The sequence below is a fragment of the Lichenicola cladoniae genome (assembly GCF_013201075.1).
Taxonomy (GTDB): Bacteria; Pseudomonadota; Alphaproteobacteria; order Acetobacterales; family Acetobacteraceae; genus Lichenicola; species Lichenicola cladoniae.
The window spans coordinates 1,837,535-1,855,849 of record NZ_CP053708.1 but is presented as its reverse complement, the minus strand read 5'-3'; the positions used below and the strand labels follow the sequence as shown (position 1 = coordinate 1,855,849).

Here is an 18,315-nt window from a genome sequence, read left to right as displayed (position 1 = left end):
TTCGAAATCACCGCCGGCCAGGATGCCGATCGAGCCCGAGCCGATCGGCCACCCCGCGCCGGAAGACGATCAGCGCTTGGAGAACTGGAACGAACGACGGGCCTTCGCCTTGCCGTACTTCTTGCGCTCGACCACGCGGCTGTCGCGGGTGAGGAAGCCGGCAACCTTCAGGATGCCGCGCAGGCTCGGCTCGTAGTAGGTGAGCGCACGGCTGATGCCGTGGCGCAGCGCGCCGGCCTGACCGGACAGTCCGCCACCGTTCACCGTGCAATACACGTCGAACTGGTTGTAGCGATCCGCTACCAGGAACGGCTGGGTGATCAGCATGCGCAACACCGGACGCGCGAAATACGTCGTGACCTTGCGGCCGTTGACGCTGATGTCGCCCTTGCCGGGCATGATCCACACGCGGGCGATGGCGTTCTTGCGTCGGCCGGTCGCGTAGGAGCGGCCCTGCGCGTCGCGCTTCGGCTCACGGACGATCGCGGTCTCGTCGGGCGTGACGGCCACGCCGGCCGCAACCGCCATGTCCTTAAGGTCGGAGAGCGAGCCGGTACGGGTCTGGGTCTCGGACATGATCAGGCTCCGACGTTCTTGTTGGTGACGGAGTTCTTCCGGTTCATCGACGCGACATCGAGCATCTTCGGCTGCTGGCCGTCATGCGGATGCACGGTGCCGGCATACACATAGAGATGCTTCATCTGCGCGCGCTGCAGCGGGCCGCGGGTGATCATCCGCTCGACCGCCTTGGTCACGATGTGGCCCGGGTTCTTGCCCTCGAGACGCTGCGTGATGGTGCGCTGCTTGATGCCGCCGGCGTAGCCGGTGTGGTAGTGGAACAGCTTCTGCCCGGCCTTGTTGCCGGTCAGACGGACCTTCTCGGCGTTGATCACGACGACATGGTCGCCGCAATCGACATGCGGGGTGAACTGCGGCTTGTGCTTGCCGCGAAGGCGCTGGGCGATGATCGAAGCCACACGGCCGAGAACGAGGCCATCGGCGTCGATCAGGATCCAGTTCTTCGTCACCTCCGCAGGCTTCAGCGAGAGGGTGGTCTTCATAGGCATGCTGTCCGTATTTGGAGGAAAGTGCTGAGGGCGGGCTTATCCGCGCCGGACGCCGCCGCGTCAAGCACTTCCGTAAACCCGTTGACTGGTAAGCATCTTTGGCAACGGTATCGGGATACCGCAGGCCGTGGCCATTTCGGGTTCCGGCTGGCGCGATCGGTCCGGCCAAAGGAAGATGGGCGGATGCCGGATACAGACCCCCTCCCCGACGTTCCCGACCTCTCCCGGATCGGCCCGGTCCATGTGATCGGCGCCAATGGCCGGTCGGGCCTGGCGCTGGTCCGCGCGCTGCTGGATCGGGGCGCTGCCGTGGTTCCGGTGGTTCGCAGTGCCGAGCGCTGGCACGCCGCCGGTATCCGGATCAGCCCACGCGTCGCCGACATCGAGGATGGCCCGGCGCTGGCGGTTGCGCTGGCGGGTGCCGGCCGCGTGGTCAGTACCGCCCATGCCCGGCATGCCGGGGCGATACTGGCGGCCGGGCCTGCGGACGCCGGGTTCGTGTTCCTCGGCAGCACGCGCAAGTTCACCCGCTGGCCGGATGAACACGGCAACGGCGTGCTGGCCGGGGAGCGCGCGTTCCAGGCGTCCGGCCGGCGTGGCGTCATGCTGCACCCGACGATGATCTACGGGGCCGAAGGCGAGAACAACGTGCAGCGCCTGGCCGACGTGCTGCGCCGGCTGCCGGTGGTGCCCCTGCCCGGGGGCGGCCGGGCGCTGGTGCAGCCGATCCACCAGTCCGACGTCACCGCCGCGATGCTGGCAGCGCTCGGCCGCGACTGGGACGGGCCGCATGGCCTGGTCATCGCCGGCCCCGACATCCTGGCCTACCGGGACTTCGTGGCGGGGATCGCCGATGCGGCGGGGCTTCCGCGACGCAGGATCATCCCGGTCCCGGCCTGGCCCCTGATGCTGGGAGCACTCCTGGCTGGGCCGATTCCCCGCCTGCCTTCGATCGGCGCGGCGGAGATCAGGCGGCTGATGGAGGACAAGGCGTTCGACATCGCGCAGATGCGCGAGATCCTGCGCCTGGACCCGATCAGCCTGGCCGCGGGCCTGGCCCGGACATTCGCGCACTGAACATCAGGTCGGCCCGGTCCCGGTCCTCTTGCGTGTTGACGTTGAAGAACGGATCGAGCGGCTCGGACGCGAAGCGGACCTCGCGCATGCCGAGCGGGCCTGCGAACGCCAGCACCCCATAGGCGCGGCGTCCATCAGACGGATCGAGCCCGTCCAGGTGCCGCGCCAGCCGGTCGCGCCAGGCCACCGGCCACAGCGCCACCAGGTGATGCCGGCGATCCGACACCGCGACCGATGGCGCCGGCGACAGCGCCCGGAGCAGATCGTCCGGGATGAACGGCGTATCACCCGGTACGGTCAGGAGCAGCCCGGCGCCGAGCCCGGCGGCCCAGTCCAGCCCGCGCAGCAATCCGGCCAGGGGTCCGATGCCGATGCGCCGGTCTTCCAGCACCGGCAGCCCGAAGCGCGCGAAGCGGGCCGGATCGCCGTTCGCACTCAACGCGACGTGGCTCACCACCGGCCGCAGCCGGTCGAGGATATGCAAGAGGATGGGGGTTCCGCCGATCTCGATCAGCGGCTTGTCGATGCCACCGAGGCGGCGGGCCTCGCCGCCGGCAAGGACCATCGCAACCGCATCGATCAAATGTTGGCACCCACGGCCTTGTGGTGGCCGGGATTTCCGCTGGGGCGAACGACGGGGCTCGAACCCGCGACATCCAAGACCACAACCTGGCGCTCTGCCAACTGAGCTACGTCCGCCACAGCGGCGCCGGGTTTAGAAGAGGCGCGAACCCGCGTCAATCGATCCGATCTCACGAAACCGCCCGAACCTTCACCGCCCCAACCTTCAGCGGCAGAGCCCGCACGTACGCGCGCAACCGATCCAGCGCCTCGCGGAGCACCGACTCGCGCTTGCAGAACGCGAACCGGACATAGTGATCGGGTGCATCGGGCTGGTCGTAGAAGGCCGAGACCGGGATCGCGGTGACGCCTGCCGCCTCGGTCAGATGTTCGCAGAACGCCACGTCGTTGCCGGTGAAGCCCAGCCCGCGGAAGTCGGCGATCAGGAAATAGCTGCCGTGCGACGGCAGCACCGAGAAGCCGATCTCCTCCAGCCCCGCCGCCAGCAGGTCGCGCTTGCCCTGGAGCTCGCTGGCCAGCGCGCCGAAATAGGCATCGTCCTTGTCGAGTCCCAGGGCCACAGCGCGCTGCAGGTTCGGGGGCGTGGTGAAGGTGAGGTTCTGGTGCGCCTTGGCGACCACGGACGCGAGATGGGCTGCCGCCGTGACGTAGCCGACCTTCCAGCCGGTCAGGGAGAAGCTCTTGCCGGCGCTGCCGATCCGCAGGCAGCGCTCGCGCATGCCCGGCAGCGTCATCAACGGCGTATGGCGGGCACCGTCGAAGGTCAGGTGCTCGTACACCTCGTCGCACACCGCATAGGCATCGTGGCGCTGCAGCAGGCCGGCGATGAACGCCAGCTCCTCGGCATCGAACACCTTGCCGGCCGGGTTCATCGGGCTGTTGAGCAGGACCGCCTTGGTCCTGGGTCCGAACGCCGCTTCCAGCTCGGCCCGTGGCAGCACCCAGTCGGGCGGGGTGAGCCGGACCAGCCGGGGGATACCGCCCAGCAGCCGGACTGCAGGCACATAGGTGTCGTACAGCGGCTCGAACAGCACCACCTCGTCGCCGGGGTCGATCAGCGCGGCGAGGGTGGCGATCAGCGCCTCGGTGGCGCCGGACGTGACCACGATCTCGGTCACCGGATCGACGTCGAGGCCATAGAAGCGACTATTCGCGCGCGCCACCGCCTGCTTCAGCTCGGGCAGGCCGGTCATCGGCGGATACTGGTTGCGATTGTCGAGCAGCGCATCCGCGGCGGCCTGCACGATATCCGCCGGGCCCTCGGTATCCGGGAAGCCCTGGCCGAGATTGATCGCGCCATGTTTCACCGCAAGGGCAGACATGACGGTGAAGATCGTCGTGCGCGCCTCGGAAAGCTGGCTGTTCAGGGGTTTCATGCAAATGGGCCTCGGCATCGGGTCGGCACCGATCATGGCGCAAAGCGGCGGCGACCGCGATTGCCGCGACCCGCGCCCCGTGCGAACGTGCCATGACCAGGGCGGGCGCCGATAGCGGGCGCCGGAAACGCGCCGTGACGAAGAAGGGCGGTCATGAAAAAGATCGAGGCCATCATCAAGCCGTTCAAGCTTGATGAGGTGAAGGAGGCGCTGCACGAGATCGGGTTGCAGGGGATCACCGTCACCGAGGCGAAGGGGTTTGGCCGCCAGAAGGGCCATACCGAGCTGTATCGCGGCGCCGAATACGTGGTCGATTTCCTGCCCAAGGTAAAAATCGAGGTGGTCTGCGACGACCGGATCGCCGAACGCGCCGTCGAGGCGATCGTCGAGGCGGCCCGCACCGGCCGCATCGGCGACGGCAAGATCTTCGTCTCCAGCCTTGAGGAGGTGGTGCGCATCCGCACCGGCGAACGCGGCGAGGATGCGATCTAACTGATTTCCCGGTTCAGGCGGATCCCCTCGCCTCGTTCCGCTGAACGACTTCATCCAGGCCCACCCGGACCACGCGATCCAGTCACGGTCCGGCACCAACCAGTTTCTCGAAGCGAGCCGGCCGCACCATGCGGCTGTCCCAAACAGCAGAGTGTCAACGGATGGCCAAGAAATCTTCTCATTCCGGTGCGGAGCCCACGCCCCTCTCCAGCAACGTCGCCAAGGTGATGGAGCTGTTGCAGGAGCATTCGGTCGAGTATGTCGACCTGCGGTTCACCGACCCCAAGGGCAAGTGGCACCACACCACCCAGCATGTCTCGACCATCGAGGAAGACGTGTTCCGTGACGGCTTCATGTTCGACGGATCGTCGATCGCCGGCTGGAAGGCGATCAACGAGAGCGACATGATCCTGATGCCGGATCCCGACAGCGCGGTGATGGACCCGTTCTCGGCCAAGCCGCAGATGATCCTGTTCTGCGACATCATCGAGCCCTCGACCGGCCAGCTCTACAACCGCGACCCGCGCGGCACCTGCAAGCTCGCCGAGCAGTACCTGAAATCGACCGGCATCGGCGACACCGCGTTCTTTGGCCCCGAGGCCGAGTTCTTCATCTTCGACAGCGTGAAGTTCGGCGTCGGCCCGAACTACTCCTCCTACCAGCTCGACAGCATCGAAGGCCCCGGCGCCTCGCTGAAGGACTACCCGGAAGGCAACATGGGCCATCGCCCGACCGTCAAGGGCGGCTACTTCCCGGTGGCCCCGGTCGACAGCGAGAACGATTTGCGCGCCGAGATGCTTTCGACGATGGGCGAGATGGGCCTGCCGATCGAGAAGCACCATCACGAGGTGGCGCAGTCGCAGCACGAGCTCGGCACCAAGTTCACCACGCTGCTCAAGGCAGCCGACTACATGCAGATCTACAAATACTGCGTGCACAACGTCGCGCACTCGTACGGCAAGACGGCGACCTTCATGCCGAAGCCGGTGTTCGGCGACAACGGCTCCGGCATGCACGTGCACCAGTCGATCTGGAAGGACGGCAAGCCGGTCATGGCCGGCAACGGCTATGCCGACCTGTCCGACACGGCGCTCTATTATATCGGCGGCATCATCAAGCACGCCAAGGCGCTGAACGCCTTCACCAACCCGTCGACCAACTCCTACAAGCGCCTGATCCCGGGCTTCGAGGCGCCGGTGCTGCTCGCCTATTCGGCGCGCAACCGCTCCGCCTCCTGCCGCATCCCGTATGCGACCAGCCCGAAGGCGAAGCGCATCGAGGTCCGGTTCCCGGATGCGACCGCCAACCCGTATCTCGCCTTCTCGGCGATGCTGATGGCCGGCCTGGACGGCATCAAGAACAAGATCCATCCCGGCGAGGCGATGGACAAGGACCTGTACGACCTGCCGCCCGACGAGCTGAGGGAGATCCCGACCGTCTGCGGCTCGCTGCGCGAGGCGTTGAAGGCGGTCGAGGCCGACCACGAGTTCCTGCTGGCCGGCAACGTGTTCACCGTCGACCAGATCGAGAGCTACTGCGAGATCAAGTGGCAGGAAGTCTATCGCTTCGAGCAGACCCCGCACCCGGTCGAGTTCGAGATGTACTACTCGGTCTGACCGACCGGGCCTGAATCATGGGGCGCCCCGGGCCGATCGGCCTGGCGGCGCCCTTCCCTCCGGTCCGGGACAAATCCCTGCCGCCCTCCCCGCCACGCTTTCCCCCGCCACTACGGACCGTCCGGCTGACGCTGGAACCTCTCCGCGTCGGACATGCGGACGAGATGTTCGAGGGCCTCGCCGACCCCGCCCTCTATCGCTTCATGGCGGACCAGCCGCCTGCCGACCTCGACGAGTTGCAGGCGCGCTACCGGCAGATCGCCACCGGCCGATCCCCGGACGGTGCCGATCTCTGGTGCAACTGGATCATCCGTCGCGACATCGACGGACGCTGCCTCGGGCTCGTGCAGGCGACGCTGGCCGACGGTGGCGATACCGGAACCGCGCTGATCGGCTACATGATCTTTCCGCCGTTCTGGCGGCAGGGCATCGCCACCGAGGCCATTACCGGCATGCTCGGCTGCCTGTTCGACCGCTACCGATGCCAGCAGGCGGACGCGATCGTCGATACCCGCAACGATGCGTCGCTGATGCTGCTGGCCGGGCTCGGCTTCGAGATCGTCGGCCGCACCGAGGACGGCGACGTCTTCGATGGTGCGCCTGCCCATGAATACGAGCTGGTGCTCGACCGGGCTCGATGGGAAGCCGGGACCGGGCGATGATCTACTTCATCCTCAAGGCGGTGCTGTCCGGCCTGCTGATCGCCGCGGTCTCCACCATTGCCCGGCGGAGCCCCTCGGTCGGGGCGCTGGTCGCCTCGCTGCCGTTGATCTCTGTGCTCGGCATGATCTGGCTCTGGCGCGACACCCACGACCGCGCCCGCATGGAGGCCCATGTCGGCGCGACGTTCTGGTACGTGGTCCCGTCGCTGCCGATGTTCCTGCTGATCCCGGCCCTGCTGCGCGCGGGGATGCCGTTCTACCCGGCGTTGCTGCTGGGCTGCCTGCTGACGGTGGTGCTGTATCTTGCGGTGAGCTGGGCGGCGCCGAAGCTCGGGATCGAGCTTTAGCTGCCCGGCCGGGCCAGGGCATCGCGGGGTCAGGGCTTCGTATCCGTACTCAGGTCGGTCGCCAAGCTCTTCACGCCGTCTTACAGCGAGCCGCATCCTGACGCTCTGGATCACGTTAAGGTGGTCACGGACTGCAAAGGTGTCGAGATCCGTTTCACGCACCTTTGCCCATGACCGTTCGACAGCGTGATTTGCAAAGGATGGCAATGCCACTCCTGAGGGTTTTGCGACCAGGCATTTCCGCATGGTAAACGGTTTGCGGGACCCAACCCACGAGACGTCCTGGAGATCAGCAGGGCCGAGACAGATCGACGCAAAGGATATTCCATGACGCCGATGATGGATGTGGCGATGCCAGCCTGTGTTTCGGCCCGGTCGCTGCCGAATAAGCTGGCCACCACGCGGACGCCAACGGTACGCGACGTCCGCATCGCCCTCGCCGGACGTGGGCTCGTTTACGCGACGATTACCAGGCACAGGAGCCAGGTGCGGCACCTACATCGAAGTGTGACACGTCGCGAGGAGATTTTCTGTGGCTGAAATAGACGTGGTCATGTCGGTATTTAATGCCGGAAAGTATCTGGATGAAACACTGACGAGCATTCAGAACCAGACGATCGACGATATCCGGATCATCATTATCGATGACGGCTCTACCGACGATACCAGGGCGATCATTTCAAAGGCGCAGGAAAATGACCCGCGCATCCTGTACCAGTATCAGCAGAATGCCGGCATCGTCGCGGCTGTAAACGCCGGCATGCTGTTATGCACCGCTCCGCTCGTCGCCCGCCATGATGGCGATGACATCTCGTATCCACACCGGTTCGAGATGGAACGGGCCTACCTCCTCGCCAATGAGGATTGCGTAGCGGTCAGTGCCCTGGCCCGTCATATCGACGAGGGCGGCAAGCCCATCGGCACTACGACGCGCGCCAAGGATATGGCGCTCGTAGATGATGCGGCTCTACCGGCGAACGAGCCCTATATCCTGCAGCCACTTCTGATGATGCGCAGAGCTACATTCCTGGCAGCGGGCGGATATCGACTGCTTACGGTGGCGGAGGATACGGATCTCTATTGGCGCATGATGAAGTTTGGAAAACTCCATATCATGCCGGAAGTGCTTGGCGATTACAGGATTCATGCCGACTCGATTTCATCACAGTCGATCGTTTCCGGTCGCCGCATGTCGGCCTGGACGCAGCTTTCTGCCCTATCGGCGCAGCGGACACGCAGCAATCTCCCTGATGTGGAATTCACGCGAGAGCTGCAGACGAGTATCGACTCCAAGAATGAATTGATCGACCTGTATCGTGTCGTCGAGCCCATCATGAGAGAAGATGAAAGGCCGTGGTTCTTCTCCTCGATGGCCGCGAAACTTGTCGAAACTTGTTACTACCGGCCATTCGAGCCATCACCATCGGATGTAGATTATATTCTCTCCGTTCCCCAGAGAGACGGGGACGTCGGATCACGACGGTTCTATGACACTTACGAGGAGGGAATTCTGTCGGCCGGAATCCGGATGGCTATAGAGGGCAGGATCAAGGACGCCTTCCGTCTTGTTCCGCGCCGTCAGTGGCCCAGACTGGTTGGGCGCATCGTATTTCGGATTGCCGTCTCGGATGCTGTCAAGAACAGGATCAAGAAACTAATACGGCGGTAAGCGCGGTTAGGTATAGCTTTCGGCGAAATTGGGCCTTGCGGCAGAACCGCACTAGAATCGAACGATGAAATAGCGAGCCGATTTTCATCTTTGTTGCGAGGAACGATGATACAATCACGCTTTAGCCATCTGCTTGGAAACGTTCCGATCGGCACAACGATTCCAAGGATCATTCACCAGACCTTTGGTACCCGCGAGTTGCCAGCGGCGCTTCAGCAGAACGTGACTGCGCTTCAGGAAAAGAACCCTGGGTGGGAGCATCGGTTCTACGATGACGAGGCCGTCGAGGCGTTCATTCTCAGCCAATACGGCGATGGAGTCCTGGCAGCCTATCTGCGGATCGATCCGACCTATGGCGCGGCGCGAGCCGACCTGTTTCGATATCTTGTCATCTACAAGATCGGCGGGATCTACCTCGACATCAAAAGCAGCTTCTCGTGTCCGATCGACGAGGTTATTCATGGTGACGAGCATTTTATTGCCTCTCAATGGAGCAACCAGAAGGGGGAGAGATACGAGGGATTTGGCCTGAAACCTCAGGTCGCTCAATTTCCTGGCGGTGAACTGCAGCAATGGCACGTCATTGCCGCCCCTGGACATCCCTTCCTGCACGCAGTCCTCGTTGCAATCTTCGAAGGTATCCACTCGTACCGACCCTGGATGCACGGGACCGGCAAGGTCGGGGTCATGCGTCTTACAGGCCCGCTCATGTATACCCTTACGATCATGCCGATCATCAACGAGTTTCCGTGCAAGATCATCAGGAACGAGGCGGCTATTTGCCTGGATTACAGTATCGTGCCGAGCGATGGACATAAGAGCTTCTTCGCGGCGCATTATTCGACAAGTGAAGTGTCGGTCGTTCGGCTTTCGAACGGTCTCGCCGTGATGAACTGGGCGTATCAACTAAGCCGTTCATTCAGGAAGCTGTTGAAGAAAGGCTGAGGCCCCCCGATTGGGAGAGCGACGCGGGTGCGGCTGGTTGCCGCGGCTCGCTTCAGTCACGCCGGTCTTTGTTAACGTGCCAAAATTTCGACGCGTTTCGGCTGGAAACAAGGGCGAATGACAGCTGGCGCGGGTTCCCAATCTGTTCCCTCTTCGGACCAGGATCGAAAGCTGGCCAGTGCCGCGGCTGCGGGATATCAAGATAGGGCTTTTTCGAACCGACGGGACGGTAATGGCCCGGGCCACGCCAGTGTCCGCGGACCGCAGTGCGGATATCATATCAGGCGGAGCGGCGACGCATGGCAGCTAGCGAGTTACTCAAGCAGGCAGCAGATCGTATCGAGGTCTGGTTTTCACATGCCTGGCCGCTCTGGATCGACCGCGGGCTCGATCCGAAGGGGTTGTTCTACGAACAGCTGGATTTTTCCGGCCAGCCCGACGAGATCGTATCGCGTCGCATGCGGGTGCAGGGACGCCAGCTCTATACCTTCTCGCGAGCCGTTGAAGCCGGGCATGCGGCGGCACTTCCCCGCCTCCGCCACGCGCTCGCGTCGATCGAGACGTATGGCTGGGGGATCGATGCACAGCCCGGCTGGATCCATCTGCTGGGCCCCGACGGCTCGCCACAAGACACCCTTCGCGACACGTACGACCAGGCCTTCCTCCTGTTCGGACTTCATGGTGCTGCGCGTGCCGGCCTGCCGAACGCGCGACAGCTCGCCGACCACACCCTGGCATTCATCGATACATCCCTGACCGAGCCGAGCGATGGCAGCGTCCGCGAAGGGGTGCCGGCCAGCCTGCCGCGCCGGTCCAACCCCCACATGCACCTGCTCGAGGCGTTACTGGCCTGGTTCGAGCTGACCGGCGAACAACAGTTTCTCGACCGGGCAAACCGGATTGCCGATGTGTTCGCGGCCTCCCTGTTCGACCGGGCGAGCGGGATCCTGGGGGAGTTCTTCACGGCCGGGTTCCAGCTGGCGCCGCCGCCCATGGGTGAGATCGTCGAGCCGGGACATCATTTCGAATGGTCCTGGCTGCTCTACCGTCTTGCGGGATTTGATGGACGCGACCTGATCGAAGAGGCCGGCGCGCTGCATCGCTGGGGATTGGCGCATGGGCTCGGTAGCGAGGGCTATGCCGTCGACGAGTGCGACCGGTCCGGACACCAGACGCGACCGAGCCGCCGCATCTGGCCGCAAACCGAACTGATCAAGAGCTGCCTCGTCAATGGCCAGCACGATGCTGCAGCCCGGCTGAGCCTCGCTGTCCTCGACACCTACTTCGCGACCGGAACACAAGGCTTGTGGATCGACCAGTTCGACCAGGCCGGACGGCAGACGTCCGACGTCGTACCCGCCAGCACCTTCTACCACATCGTTGTCGCGTTCGAGGAAGTGCTACGCTACGCGCGGTCGGCCCACCCGGCCTGAAACGTTCGCACTGGCCGACGTTTAAGGTGATGAACGGTCGATCGACGACACAGAGAAATAACGAGAGCAGCACATGATGACGCAAGCGTGACGAAAACGGTTCCGGGTCAGACGAGTCTCGGTCGTGCAGCGACCAGCGGTGTCATCTGGCTGATCGCCCAGAGCCTGAGCGCCCGCGTGTTAGGGTTCGTCTCCCAGCTGTTCCTGGCCGCGCTGCTGATGCCGGCGGATTTCGGCATCATCGGGCTCGCCAACACGGTCACCAGCATCGCCCAGGTACTGGTCAGCTTCGGCGTGGACGACGTGTTGCTTCAGCGGCAGCGGACCATGCGGATGTGGTCTGCTCCAGCCTTCTGGATCAGCCTGACGCTCGGCATCATCGGAATGGTGGTGATGATGGTGGCTGCGCCTTTCGCCGCCGAGATCTACCACAGTCACAGCATCGTCGGCTTGATCGTTATCCTGGCACTCGCGATGCCGATCCGGACTCTGGCGAACGTGCCGATGGTTCAGCTCAGGCTCGCGATGAACTTCCGGTTTCTCGCAGCCTACAACACGTTCGAGATCGCAGCGCTGCAGTTCGGCACCATCATCCTCGCCTGGGCTGGACTGGGCGCATACAGCTTCGTAATTCCGGTGCCGATCCTGGCGCTGATCAAGGCGGTCCTGTTCTGCTGGAAGGCACCACCGGTCATCTGGCGTCGGTTCCGGCCGATACAGCTCTGGTACATGCTCGGCAACAGCAGTATCGTGTTTGCCTCGCGCACCATCGTCGAGTTCGTCAACCAGGGCGACTACATCGTGCTGGGATTGATCGCCTCGCATAATGTCGTCGGTCTTTATTACTTCGCGTTCCGGTTTTCAGTGCAGCCGGTCCGTATGCTGGCCGGTAATTTCACCAACGTGTTGTTTCCGGCGTTGGCGCAGCTTCGCAGCGACCCGGCACGCCAGGCCGAGGCCGCCCTGCGCGCCTCGCGGTTGCTGTCCTATCTCGTAGTACCGTTCTGCTTCCTGCAGGCGGCATTGGCCGGCCCCGGTCTGGAATTGCTGTTCGGCAAGCGCTGGCTGGCTGCGATCCCGATCGTCCAACTGCTCAGCATCGGTCTGCCATTCGATGCGGTATCCTGGATCACCGGCGCGCTCCTGAGCGCACGCCGGGAGTTCGGCCGTGCACTGATCTATGCGTCGATCTCGGCACCCTTGTTCTTCGGTGCGGTGATCCTGGGTGGGAAGATCGACGGCGCGATCGGCGTGGCCGCTGCTGTGGTGGTCTACTACACGATCTATCCGCCGATCTGCTCGATCCTGATCCTGCGCGAGGGCGGCGTTCGCATCGGCCAGGTTCTCGAGCTGTATCTGGTGCCGTTGCTCCTGGCCGGAAGTACGACGCTGATCGCCTACGGGGCATCGCTTCTGCCGCTGATCTCGCAATCCAACATGGCTCGCGTCGTGGTCATCACGGCACTGAGCGGGATCCTGTATCCGGTGGTCCTCTACGCGGTACGGCGCGACGTCTTTCTGCAGATCGCCGGGCGCTTCAGCCACCTGGCCGCCAAGTTGGGGATCCGGTCACGGTTCCTGCCGGTCTGACGGCATCCCGGCGAGCGAAATCACCGCTCGCCGGACAGCTCCCGCCGGGTGCGATCCAGTTCCTCGGTGTAGCGCCGCAGCGCGTACTGCTCGGTCAGCTCGCCCAGCACCTGCCGCGTGTTCGCGTCGTCCACCACCACGAGTGCGTCCGCTTCCGCCGATTCGAACAGGGCGACCGCTTCCTTCACCGTCATCTGGGGCAGCAGCATGACATTCGGGTAATGCACGAGCTGGTCGAGCCGGGTGACGTCTTCCTCCGAGCCGTGCAGTTCCGGCACCAGCACCAGCCCGGCATAGGCGCCGGCCTCGTCGACCAGGATGATCCGGTGGGCCGAACCGAGCGGGTAGTCGCGACGCACCGCCGCCAGCGAGGTGTCGCGGCGGATGGTGCGCACCTCGCGCCGCATCATCCGTCCGACGGTGAGGTTGCGCATCCAGCCGATATCGACCGCGCTGCGGATGCTTTCGCCCCGCAGGTGGAAGCGCCAGGTGGCGAACGAATAGCCGAAGGTCCGGCGCACGGTCAGCGAGGACACCACCGACGCTGCCAGCACCGCGCTGGTCAGCGGCAGGCTGCCGGTCGATTCCAGGGCCAGGAACACCATGGTCAACGGGCCGCCGACCACCGCGACCGCGAGTGCGCTCATGCTGATCAGCGCGCAGATCACCGGCGATAGCGGGTTGGAGGTCACCAGCGCCAGCAGGTCGCCGAACAGGGTGCCGGTGAGCACCCCCAGGAACAGCGACGCGAAGAACAGGCCGCCGCGGAATCCGGAGCCGATCGACACGGCCGATGCCACCGCCTTCAGCACCAGCATCACCGCCACCTGCTGCATCCCGAACTGCGCATCGAGGCCGAGCCGCATCGCCATGTGACCCGAGGACATCACCGCGGGCGTGATCAGCGCCATCAGCCCGACGATCAGCCCGCCGACCGCCGGCCGGAGCCAGACCGGCAGCGCCGACCGCCGGAACATGCTTTCCGACAGCGTGACCGCACGCATGATGGCGATGCCGACCAGCGCCGAGATCACCCCGAGTGCGAGGATCGGCAGGTAGTCGGTGCCGCCGATCGCGACGGGCACTTCGATCTGCAGCGACGGGGCCGCACTGCCCAGCACGTGGGTCACCAGGATGGCGCAGATCGAGGCCAGCGTGACCGGGGCCAGGTTGACCAGCGAATAGGTGCCGATCACCAGTTCGAACGCGTAGAACGCGCCGGCGATCGGCGCATCGAAGGCGGCACCGATCGCGCCGGCCGCCCCGCACCCGACCAGCACGCGCAGATCCTGCCGCCTGACCCGGAACGAGCGGCCGAGCTTCGATGCCAGCGCCGAGCCGATCTGGGTGTAGCCGGCTTCCAGCCCGATCGACGCGCCGACGCCATTGGACAGGATCGTCTGGACCATCACGACCAGGCTGTCGCGCATCGACATGCGGCCGCCATAGATCGCGTTCGCCTCGATCGGATCGACCGGGCGGCCCGGCACGTATCGCACCAGCAGCAACCCGAGCAACCCGAGCACCAGCCCGCCGATGGTGGGCACCAGGACCGCACGCACCGGATCGAGCTGGCCCAGCCCCGACAGGCGCCCGTCATTGTCGAGCGCGAACAGCACGCGATGCATCAGCAGCGTGATCGAGTTGATGACGACCACGAGCAGGCCGCCGAGGACTCCGGTGAAGGCGGCCAGCACCGCCAGCCAGATCTCGTCGGTGCGGACGAGCGCACGGAGGGTCAGCGGCGCATGCAGCACCCAGCCCTTGACGGCGGCTCCCTGGGACGCGATCCCGGCGCGCAATGCGGCCTGCCGGCTGTCCGGAAGATGCGGCGCCGATGGACTGGTCAACAGGTCGATCTTGCCCGCGGCCGGATCGCTCCGACCCGTGCGTTCGCCCGGAATGGCGGTGGATGGGACCAGGGGTGGAGAACCGGACACCGGGACAGCCTCGCGAGGCACCGCCTGATGTCGTGCGGCTGCCCCTGCGACTTTTGAAGAGTGTACCCGGTCAGTGCAACGGTTCTCTGGCCTGCGGGACCAGCCACCGACCGAATGCGGTCAGGCGCGACTTTCCTGCATCGCCCTGCCGAGAACCTGCATCGGCGGTGGGCCCGGGGATGGCGGCACCGGGATCGGCATCGGCGGATCGCCGAGCGGCGGCGGACCGTCGGGATCGTGATCGGGCATCGGCGGCGGTGGTGGTTCCTGGCCGCTCGCCGACGCGTCGCCACGGGGCAAGCGGTTGCGGTCCTGGACATGCCGCATGACGGTCTCCTTCATGATCCGTGAGCATCTGGTGCGCCGGTGTGGTGACAAGCCGTCCGGGACGGGACAGTTTCGGTCTCGGTCCAACCGGGTCGACCGACCTCGCGACCAGCCAACCACCGAAGCCGGAGCTGAACAGGCCGTGACCCTACCTTCCACGATGCGCTACATCGCCCACGATGCCGCCGGCGGACCGCCGGACACGCTCCGGGTCGAGACCGGCAGCCTGCCGTCCCCGCGTCCGGGCGAGGTCCTGGTTCGTGTCATGGCGGCCGGGGTCAATCGACCGGACGTGATGCAGCGCGCAGGCGCCTATCCGCCTCCCCAGGGTGCGAGCCCGGTACTCGGGCTCGAAATCGCCGGGATCGTCGTGGCGGTCGTGCCGTCGGCGGATGGTGCCGGGCTGGATCCGGTCCAGGTCGGCGACCGCGTGTGTGCGCTGGTCAATGGCGGCGGCTATGCCGAATACTGCGTGGCCCCGGCGTTGCAGTGCCTGCCCTGGCCGGAAGGCTACGATGCGGTCCGTGCGGCGGCGCTGCCGGAAACCTACTTCACCGTCTGGTCGAACCTGTTCCGCACCGGCCACCTGGCCGCCGGGGAAACCGTGCTGGTGCATGGCGGCACCAGCGGCATCGGCTCGACCGCGATCCAGTTCGCACGCAGCTTCGGGGCGCGGGTGTTCGCCACCGCCGGTTCGGCCGCGAAATGCGCCCTGTGCCTCGAACTCGGTGCCGAGGCCGCGATCAACTACCGCGACGAGGATTTCGCCGAGCGTATCGCCACCCTCACCGGCAAGCGGGGGGTGGACGTGGTCCTCGACCTCATGGGGGCGCCCTATTTGTCGCGGAACCTTGCCAGCCTGGCGGATCTCGGCCGGCTGGTGCTGGTGGCGGTGCAGGGCGGAGCCAAGGCGGACACACTCGACCTCGCCCGGATCATGAGCGGCCGCCTCACCCTGACCGGCACCACGATGCGTCCCCGGACCGCCGCGTTCAAGGCGGAGATCGCCGAGGCGCTGCGGCAGAACGTGTGGCCGCTGCTGGATGCGGGCACGGTGCGGCCGCTGATCCACAAGGTGTTGCCCTTCACGGAGGCGGCACAAGCCCATACGCTGATGGAGAGCGGCAGCCACGCCGGCAAGATCATCCTCAGCCTCTCCGATCCCGCATCCAAGGACCACTCGATGGACGTCAACGTGTGAAGCTGAACGTCGTCTCGCGCGGACCCGACACCGAGGGTCCGAACAGCCGCACGCTGCCACCGATCGTCCTGCTGCACGGCCTGTTCGGGCGGGCACGCAATCTCGGTTATTTCCAGCGCCGGCTGGCGGTCACCCGGCGCACCCTGGCCATCGACCTGCGCAACCACGGCGACAGTCCGCACGGCCAGATGGACTACACCAGCATGGCGTTCGACCTGATGGAGACGCTGGCCGAGCACGACGCGCTACCGGCCACGCTGGTCGGACACTCGATGGGCGGCAAGGCGGCGATGACCCTGGCACTGAGCCGGCCCGAGGCGGTGAGCAGCCTGCTGATCGCCGACATCCCGCCGGCGCGGACCGGGCATGGCAGCTTCACGCTCGGCGAGGCGATGCTGCGGATCGAGTTCCCGTCCTACCTGAACCGCGCCGCCGCCGACGAGATGCTGCTGGAGGCGATACAAGATGCGGACATCCGCAACCTGATGCTGCAGAACCTGCGCCTGGGCGAGAACCCGGGCTGGGTGATCGGGCTGGCCGAGATCGTGGACTCGATGACCAACATCGAAGGCTGGCCCTACATCCCCGAGGGGCACAGCTATGACGGGCCGACCCTGTTCCTTGCCGGCGAGACGTCCCCGTACATCCGCGCCGAGGACCATCCGGCGATGCGACGGCTGTTCCCGAACCACGGCTTCGAGGTGATCGAGAAGGCCGGGCACTGGCTGCATGTCGAGAACCCTGCCCGCTTCCTGCAACTGGTCGAGGATTTCACCGCGGCGTTTCCGGGCTAGGCTGGTCGTCGCCTCACCGTTGCCATGACACTTCAGCCGGCAATCGCCAGCGATGCAGCGTTTTTCAAGCAGCTGTCTCGCATGGAAAGCGACGCAACGACCGCATCAAGCTGTGTCGTTCTAGGGGGGTCGGCGCGGCTTCCAGCGGTGTAAAATTGCGACCTGACTCATTAACGTGCAGTTTTGCGGAGATTAGGCGACGCTCTCTACCAGAAGCTAATGCTAGTTCAGGAAAACGGAAACAGGCCATATGACCGCGCTGAACGACGCGAACCTCGACCTCATTCTGCGTCAATCCGACTGGGGTATCGGTGGCATCGCTGTGCGGATCACGCCCGCGCCGGACGCGGTCGCCTTGCGAGGCTTCTGGGTCGGTCTGACTCTCTACCGCTGGGCATCGCCAGCCTACCGCCAATGGTTCAACGCCGCACTCGACAGCATCGCGCGGCGCAGGCCATGGTCGATCTATGCGCAGTCGGTGATCCAGACCAAGCATGCCATGCTGCGCGCACCCGGGGACTATCCGTTCTGTCTTACTCAGCAGCAATGGCAGGAGCATTGCCAGATGCTTTTTGGCGGCCAGGTTGACAGTGCCGATTACACGCCGCCCTCGGTAATACGCGACACTGTCGGGTATATTCTTTCGGCAATCGGCACGCTTGCCGTCGGTGCGGGCGTCACCCTTTTGGTCCCAGAAGAAGCCCTTGCTGGAACCGCTATTGCGGCGCTTGGCGGCCCGGCGATTACCAAGAGCATTGCCGTCGCGGCTGGCTCGGCGTTGCTGCAGCACGTGATCCCGACGACCAACCCCATCGACGATATCGACAAGGTCCGCACATGGCACAGATATCAATTCGAGAGCCAGCGCCGCAAACTCCGTTGAGACGACTGTATGTCGGGGCCCTGGGCTATGCTGCGATCGGTGCGGAGATCCTCGGGCTCACGTCCGGGGACATGGTCACCAAGGTCGTCGGCCTTGCTCTCCTCTTTGCATGGGCGCTGCTGCTGCCGGATGGCGATCGAGGGACGCGGCGCTACGTGGCCCGCAGGATCATCCTCTGGACCGTGCCGATCGGGGTGGCTCTAATTATCGTGTTGCTGATTGCCGGCCAACTTATGCGTATGCCCCGGTCGTAGCGGCCCGTAAGAGCTAAACCCGGCCGTGCGATAGACATTCTGTTTCGGACGCGAACCAAA

Annotated in this window: 19 protein-coding genes and 1 tRNA gene; 13 read left to right on the top strand and 7 right to left on the bottom strand. The window is 64.9% G+C overall.

Translation table 11 applies throughout. The annotated features are described in order from the left end of the window. Nucleotides 1–69: 69 nt before the first annotated feature. Complete coding sequence (rpsI, locus tag HN018_RS08595) at nucleotides 70–576, bottom strand: 30S ribosomal protein S9 (RefSeq protein ID WP_171835947.1); 507 nt, start codon at nucleotides 574–576, stop codon at nucleotides 70–72. Nucleotides 577–578: 2 nt separating this feature from the next. After that, nucleotides 579–1,061 carry a 50S ribosomal protein L13 gene (rplM, locus tag HN018_RS08590; RefSeq protein WP_171835948.1) on the bottom strand — a complete coding sequence of 161 codons (483 nt, stop codon included), beginning with the start codon at nucleotides 1,059–1,061 and terminating at the stop codon, nucleotides 579–581. Nucleotides 1,062–1,250: 189 nt separating this feature from the next. Here rplM and HN018_RS08585 point away from each other — a divergent pair, with 189 nt between their 5' ends. Further along, on the top strand, nucleotides 1,251–2,144 hold the full coding sequence (locus HN018_RS08585) for an SDR family oxidoreductase (protein ID WP_171835949.1): 894 nt from the start codon (nucleotides 1,251–1,253) through the stop codon (nucleotides 2,142–2,144). Here the strand turns inward: HN018_RS08585 and mobA are convergent. The 3 genes from mobA to HN018_RS08570 form a co-directional block, all read right to left on the bottom strand. Then, complete coding sequence (gene mobA, locus HN018_RS08580) at nucleotides 2,104–2,727, bottom strand: molybdenum cofactor guanylyltransferase (RefSeq protein ID WP_171835950.1); 624 nt, start codon at nucleotides 2,725–2,727, stop codon at nucleotides 2,104–2,106. The genes HN018_RS08585 and mobA overlap by 41 nt on opposite strands. Nucleotides 2,728–2,767: 40 nt before the next feature. After that, a tRNA-His gene (locus HN018_RS08575) sits at nucleotides 2,768–2,843 on the bottom strand. Nucleotides 2,844–2,896: 53 nt separating this feature from the next. Beyond that, nucleotides 2,897–4,102 carry an aminotransferase gene (locus HN018_RS08570; protein ID WP_171835951.1) on the bottom strand — a complete coding sequence of 402 codons (1,206 nt, stop codon included), beginning with the start codon at nucleotides 4,100–4,102 and terminating at the stop codon, nucleotides 2,897–2,899. Between the two features lie 153 nt (nucleotides 4,103–4,255). Between HN018_RS08570 and HN018_RS08565 the strand changes: the two genes are divergently transcribed. The 8 genes from HN018_RS08565 (at nucleotide 4,256) to HN018_RS08530 (ending at nucleotide 12,856) form a co-directional block, all read left to right on the top strand. Continuing rightward, on the top strand, nucleotides 4,256–4,594 hold the full coding sequence (locus HN018_RS08565; protein ID WP_171835952.1) for a P-II family nitrogen regulator: 339 nt from the start codon (nucleotides 4,256–4,258) through the stop codon (nucleotides 4,592–4,594). A 161-nt stretch (nucleotides 4,595–4,755) separates the two neighbouring features. Beyond that, complete coding sequence (glnA, locus tag HN018_RS08560; RefSeq protein WP_171835953.1) at nucleotides 4,756–6,210, top strand: type I glutamate--ammonia ligase; 1,455 nt, start codon at nucleotides 4,756–4,758, stop codon at nucleotides 6,208–6,210. A 17-nt stretch (nucleotides 6,211–6,227) separates the two neighbouring features. After that, entirely contained in the window at nucleotides 6,228–6,872 is a 645-nt protein-coding gene (locus HN018_RS08555) for a GNAT family N-acetyltransferase (protein ID WP_171835954.1), read from the top strand. Then, nucleotides 6,872–7,219, top strand: a complete 348-nt coding sequence (locus tag HN018_RS08550; protein WP_204259760.1) for a DUF3147 family protein — start codon at nucleotides 6,872–6,874, stop codon at nucleotides 7,217–7,219. Before HN018_RS08555 ends, HN018_RS08550 begins: the two co-directional genes overlap by 1 nt. 532 nt (nucleotides 7,220–7,751) lie before the next feature. Then, a complete protein-coding gene (locus HN018_RS08545; protein ID WP_171835956.1) occupies nucleotides 7,752–8,888 on the top strand; it encodes a glycosyltransferase in 1,137 nt (378 codons plus the stop codon). 105 nt (nucleotides 8,889–8,993) lie between these two features. Then, nucleotides 8,994–9,833, top strand: coding sequence for a glycosyltransferase family 32 protein (locus tag HN018_RS08540; RefSeq protein WP_171835957.1), 840 nt, complete (start codon nucleotides 8,994–8,996; stop codon nucleotides 9,831–9,833). 299 nt (nucleotides 9,834–10,132) lie between these two features. Then, the gene (locus tag HN018_RS08535) at nucleotides 10,133–11,266 is read left to right on the top strand and encodes an AGE family epimerase/isomerase (RefSeq protein ID WP_171835958.1); all 1,134 of its coding nucleotides are present in this window, start codon (nucleotides 10,133–10,135) and stop codon (nucleotides 11,264–11,266) included. Between the two features lie 87 nt (nucleotides 11,267–11,353). Further along, entirely contained in the window at nucleotides 11,354–12,856 is a 1,503-nt protein-coding gene (locus HN018_RS08530) for an oligosaccharide flippase family protein (RefSeq protein WP_171835959.1), read from the top strand. Nucleotides 12,857–12,876: 20 nt separating this feature from the next. Here the strand turns inward: HN018_RS08530 and HN018_RS08525 are convergent, their stop codons facing one another. Both HN018_RS08525 and HN018_RS08520 read right to left on the bottom strand, forming a co-directional pair. Then, nucleotides 12,877–14,658, bottom strand: a complete 1,782-nt coding sequence (locus HN018_RS08525; protein WP_408886790.1) for a chloride channel protein — start codon at nucleotides 14,656–14,658, stop codon at nucleotides 12,877–12,879. Nucleotides 14,659–14,916: 258 nt separating this feature from the next. Beyond that, nucleotides 14,917–15,123 (bottom strand): hypothetical protein, encoded by a 207-nt coding sequence (locus HN018_RS08520; RefSeq protein WP_171835960.1) that lies wholly within the window; start codon nucleotides 15,121–15,123, stop codon nucleotides 14,917–14,919. Nucleotides 15,124–15,283: 160 nt separating this feature from the next. Here HN018_RS08520 and HN018_RS08515 point away from each other — a divergent pair, with 160 nt between their 5' ends. The 4 genes from HN018_RS08515 to HN018_RS08500 all read left to right on the top strand — a co-directional run bounded on the left by HN018_RS08515 (nucleotide 15,284) and on the right by HN018_RS08500 (nucleotide 18,255). After that, a complete protein-coding gene (locus HN018_RS08515) occupies nucleotides 15,284–16,324 on the top strand; it encodes an NAD(P)H-quinone oxidoreductase (RefSeq protein ID WP_171836042.1) in 1,041 nt (346 codons plus the stop codon). After that, entirely contained in the window at nucleotides 16,321–17,118 is a 798-nt protein-coding gene (locus HN018_RS08510) for an alpha/beta fold hydrolase (RefSeq protein ID WP_171835961.1), read from the top strand. The genes HN018_RS08515 and HN018_RS08510 overlap by 4 nt, the downstream gene beginning before the upstream one ends. A gap of 250 nt (nucleotides 17,119–17,368) precedes the next feature. Then, nucleotides 17,369–18,001, top strand: coding sequence for a hypothetical protein (locus HN018_RS08505; protein WP_171835962.1), 633 nt, complete (start codon nucleotides 17,369–17,371; stop codon nucleotides 17,999–18,001). After that, entirely contained in the window at nucleotides 17,998–18,255 is a 258-nt protein-coding gene (locus tag HN018_RS08500; RefSeq protein ID WP_171835963.1) for a hypothetical protein, read from the top strand. The genes HN018_RS08505 and HN018_RS08500 overlap by 4 nt, the downstream gene beginning before the upstream one ends. The last annotated feature ends 60 nt before the right edge of the window (nucleotides 18,256–18,315 follow it).

Bases quoted from the DNA above. Each gene is read 5' to 3' on its own strand.
- rpsI (WP_171835947.1), bottom strand. From the start codon at position 576: ATGTCCGAGACCCAGACCCGTACCGGCTCGCTCTCCGACCTTAAGGAC.
- rplM (WP_171835948.1), bottom strand. From the start codon at position 1,061: ATGAAGACCACCCTCTCGCTGAAGCCTGCGGAGGTGACGAAGAACTGG.
- HN018_RS08585 (WP_171835949.1), top strand. From the start codon at position 1,251: ATGCCGGATACAGACCCCCTCCCCGACGTTCCCGACCTCTCCCGGATC.
- HN018_RS08570 (WP_171835951.1), bottom strand. From the start codon at position 4,102: ATGAAACCCCTGAACAGCCAGCTTTCCGAGGCGCGCACGACGATCTTC.
- HN018_RS08565 (WP_171835952.1), top strand. From the start codon at position 4,256: ATGAAAAAGATCGAGGCCATCATCAAGCCGTTCAAGCTTGATGAGGTG.
- glnA (WP_171835953.1), top strand. From the start codon at position 4,756: ATGGCCAAGAAATCTTCTCATTCCGGTGCGGAGCCCACGCCCCTCTCC.
- HN018_RS08555 (WP_171835954.1), top strand. From the start codon at position 6,228: ATGGGGCGCCCCGGGCCGATCGGCCTGGCGGCGCCCTTCCCTCCGGTC.
- HN018_RS08540 (WP_171835957.1), top strand. From the start codon at position 8,994: ATGATACAATCACGCTTTAGCCATCTGCTTGGAAACGTTCCGATCGGC.
- HN018_RS08535 (WP_171835958.1), top strand. From the start codon at position 10,133: ATGGCAGCTAGCGAGTTACTCAAGCAGGCAGCAGATCGTATCGAGGTC.
- HN018_RS08520 (WP_171835960.1), bottom strand. From the start codon at position 15,123: ATGCGGCATGTCCAGGACCGCAACCGCTTGCCCCGTGGCGACGCGTCG.
- HN018_RS08515 (WP_171836042.1), top strand. From the start codon at position 15,284: ATGCGCTACATCGCCCACGATGCCGCCGGCGGACCGCCGGACACGCTC.
- HN018_RS08505 (WP_171835962.1), top strand. From the start codon at position 17,369: ATGACCGCGCTGAACGACGCGAACCTCGACCTCATTCTGCGTCAATCC.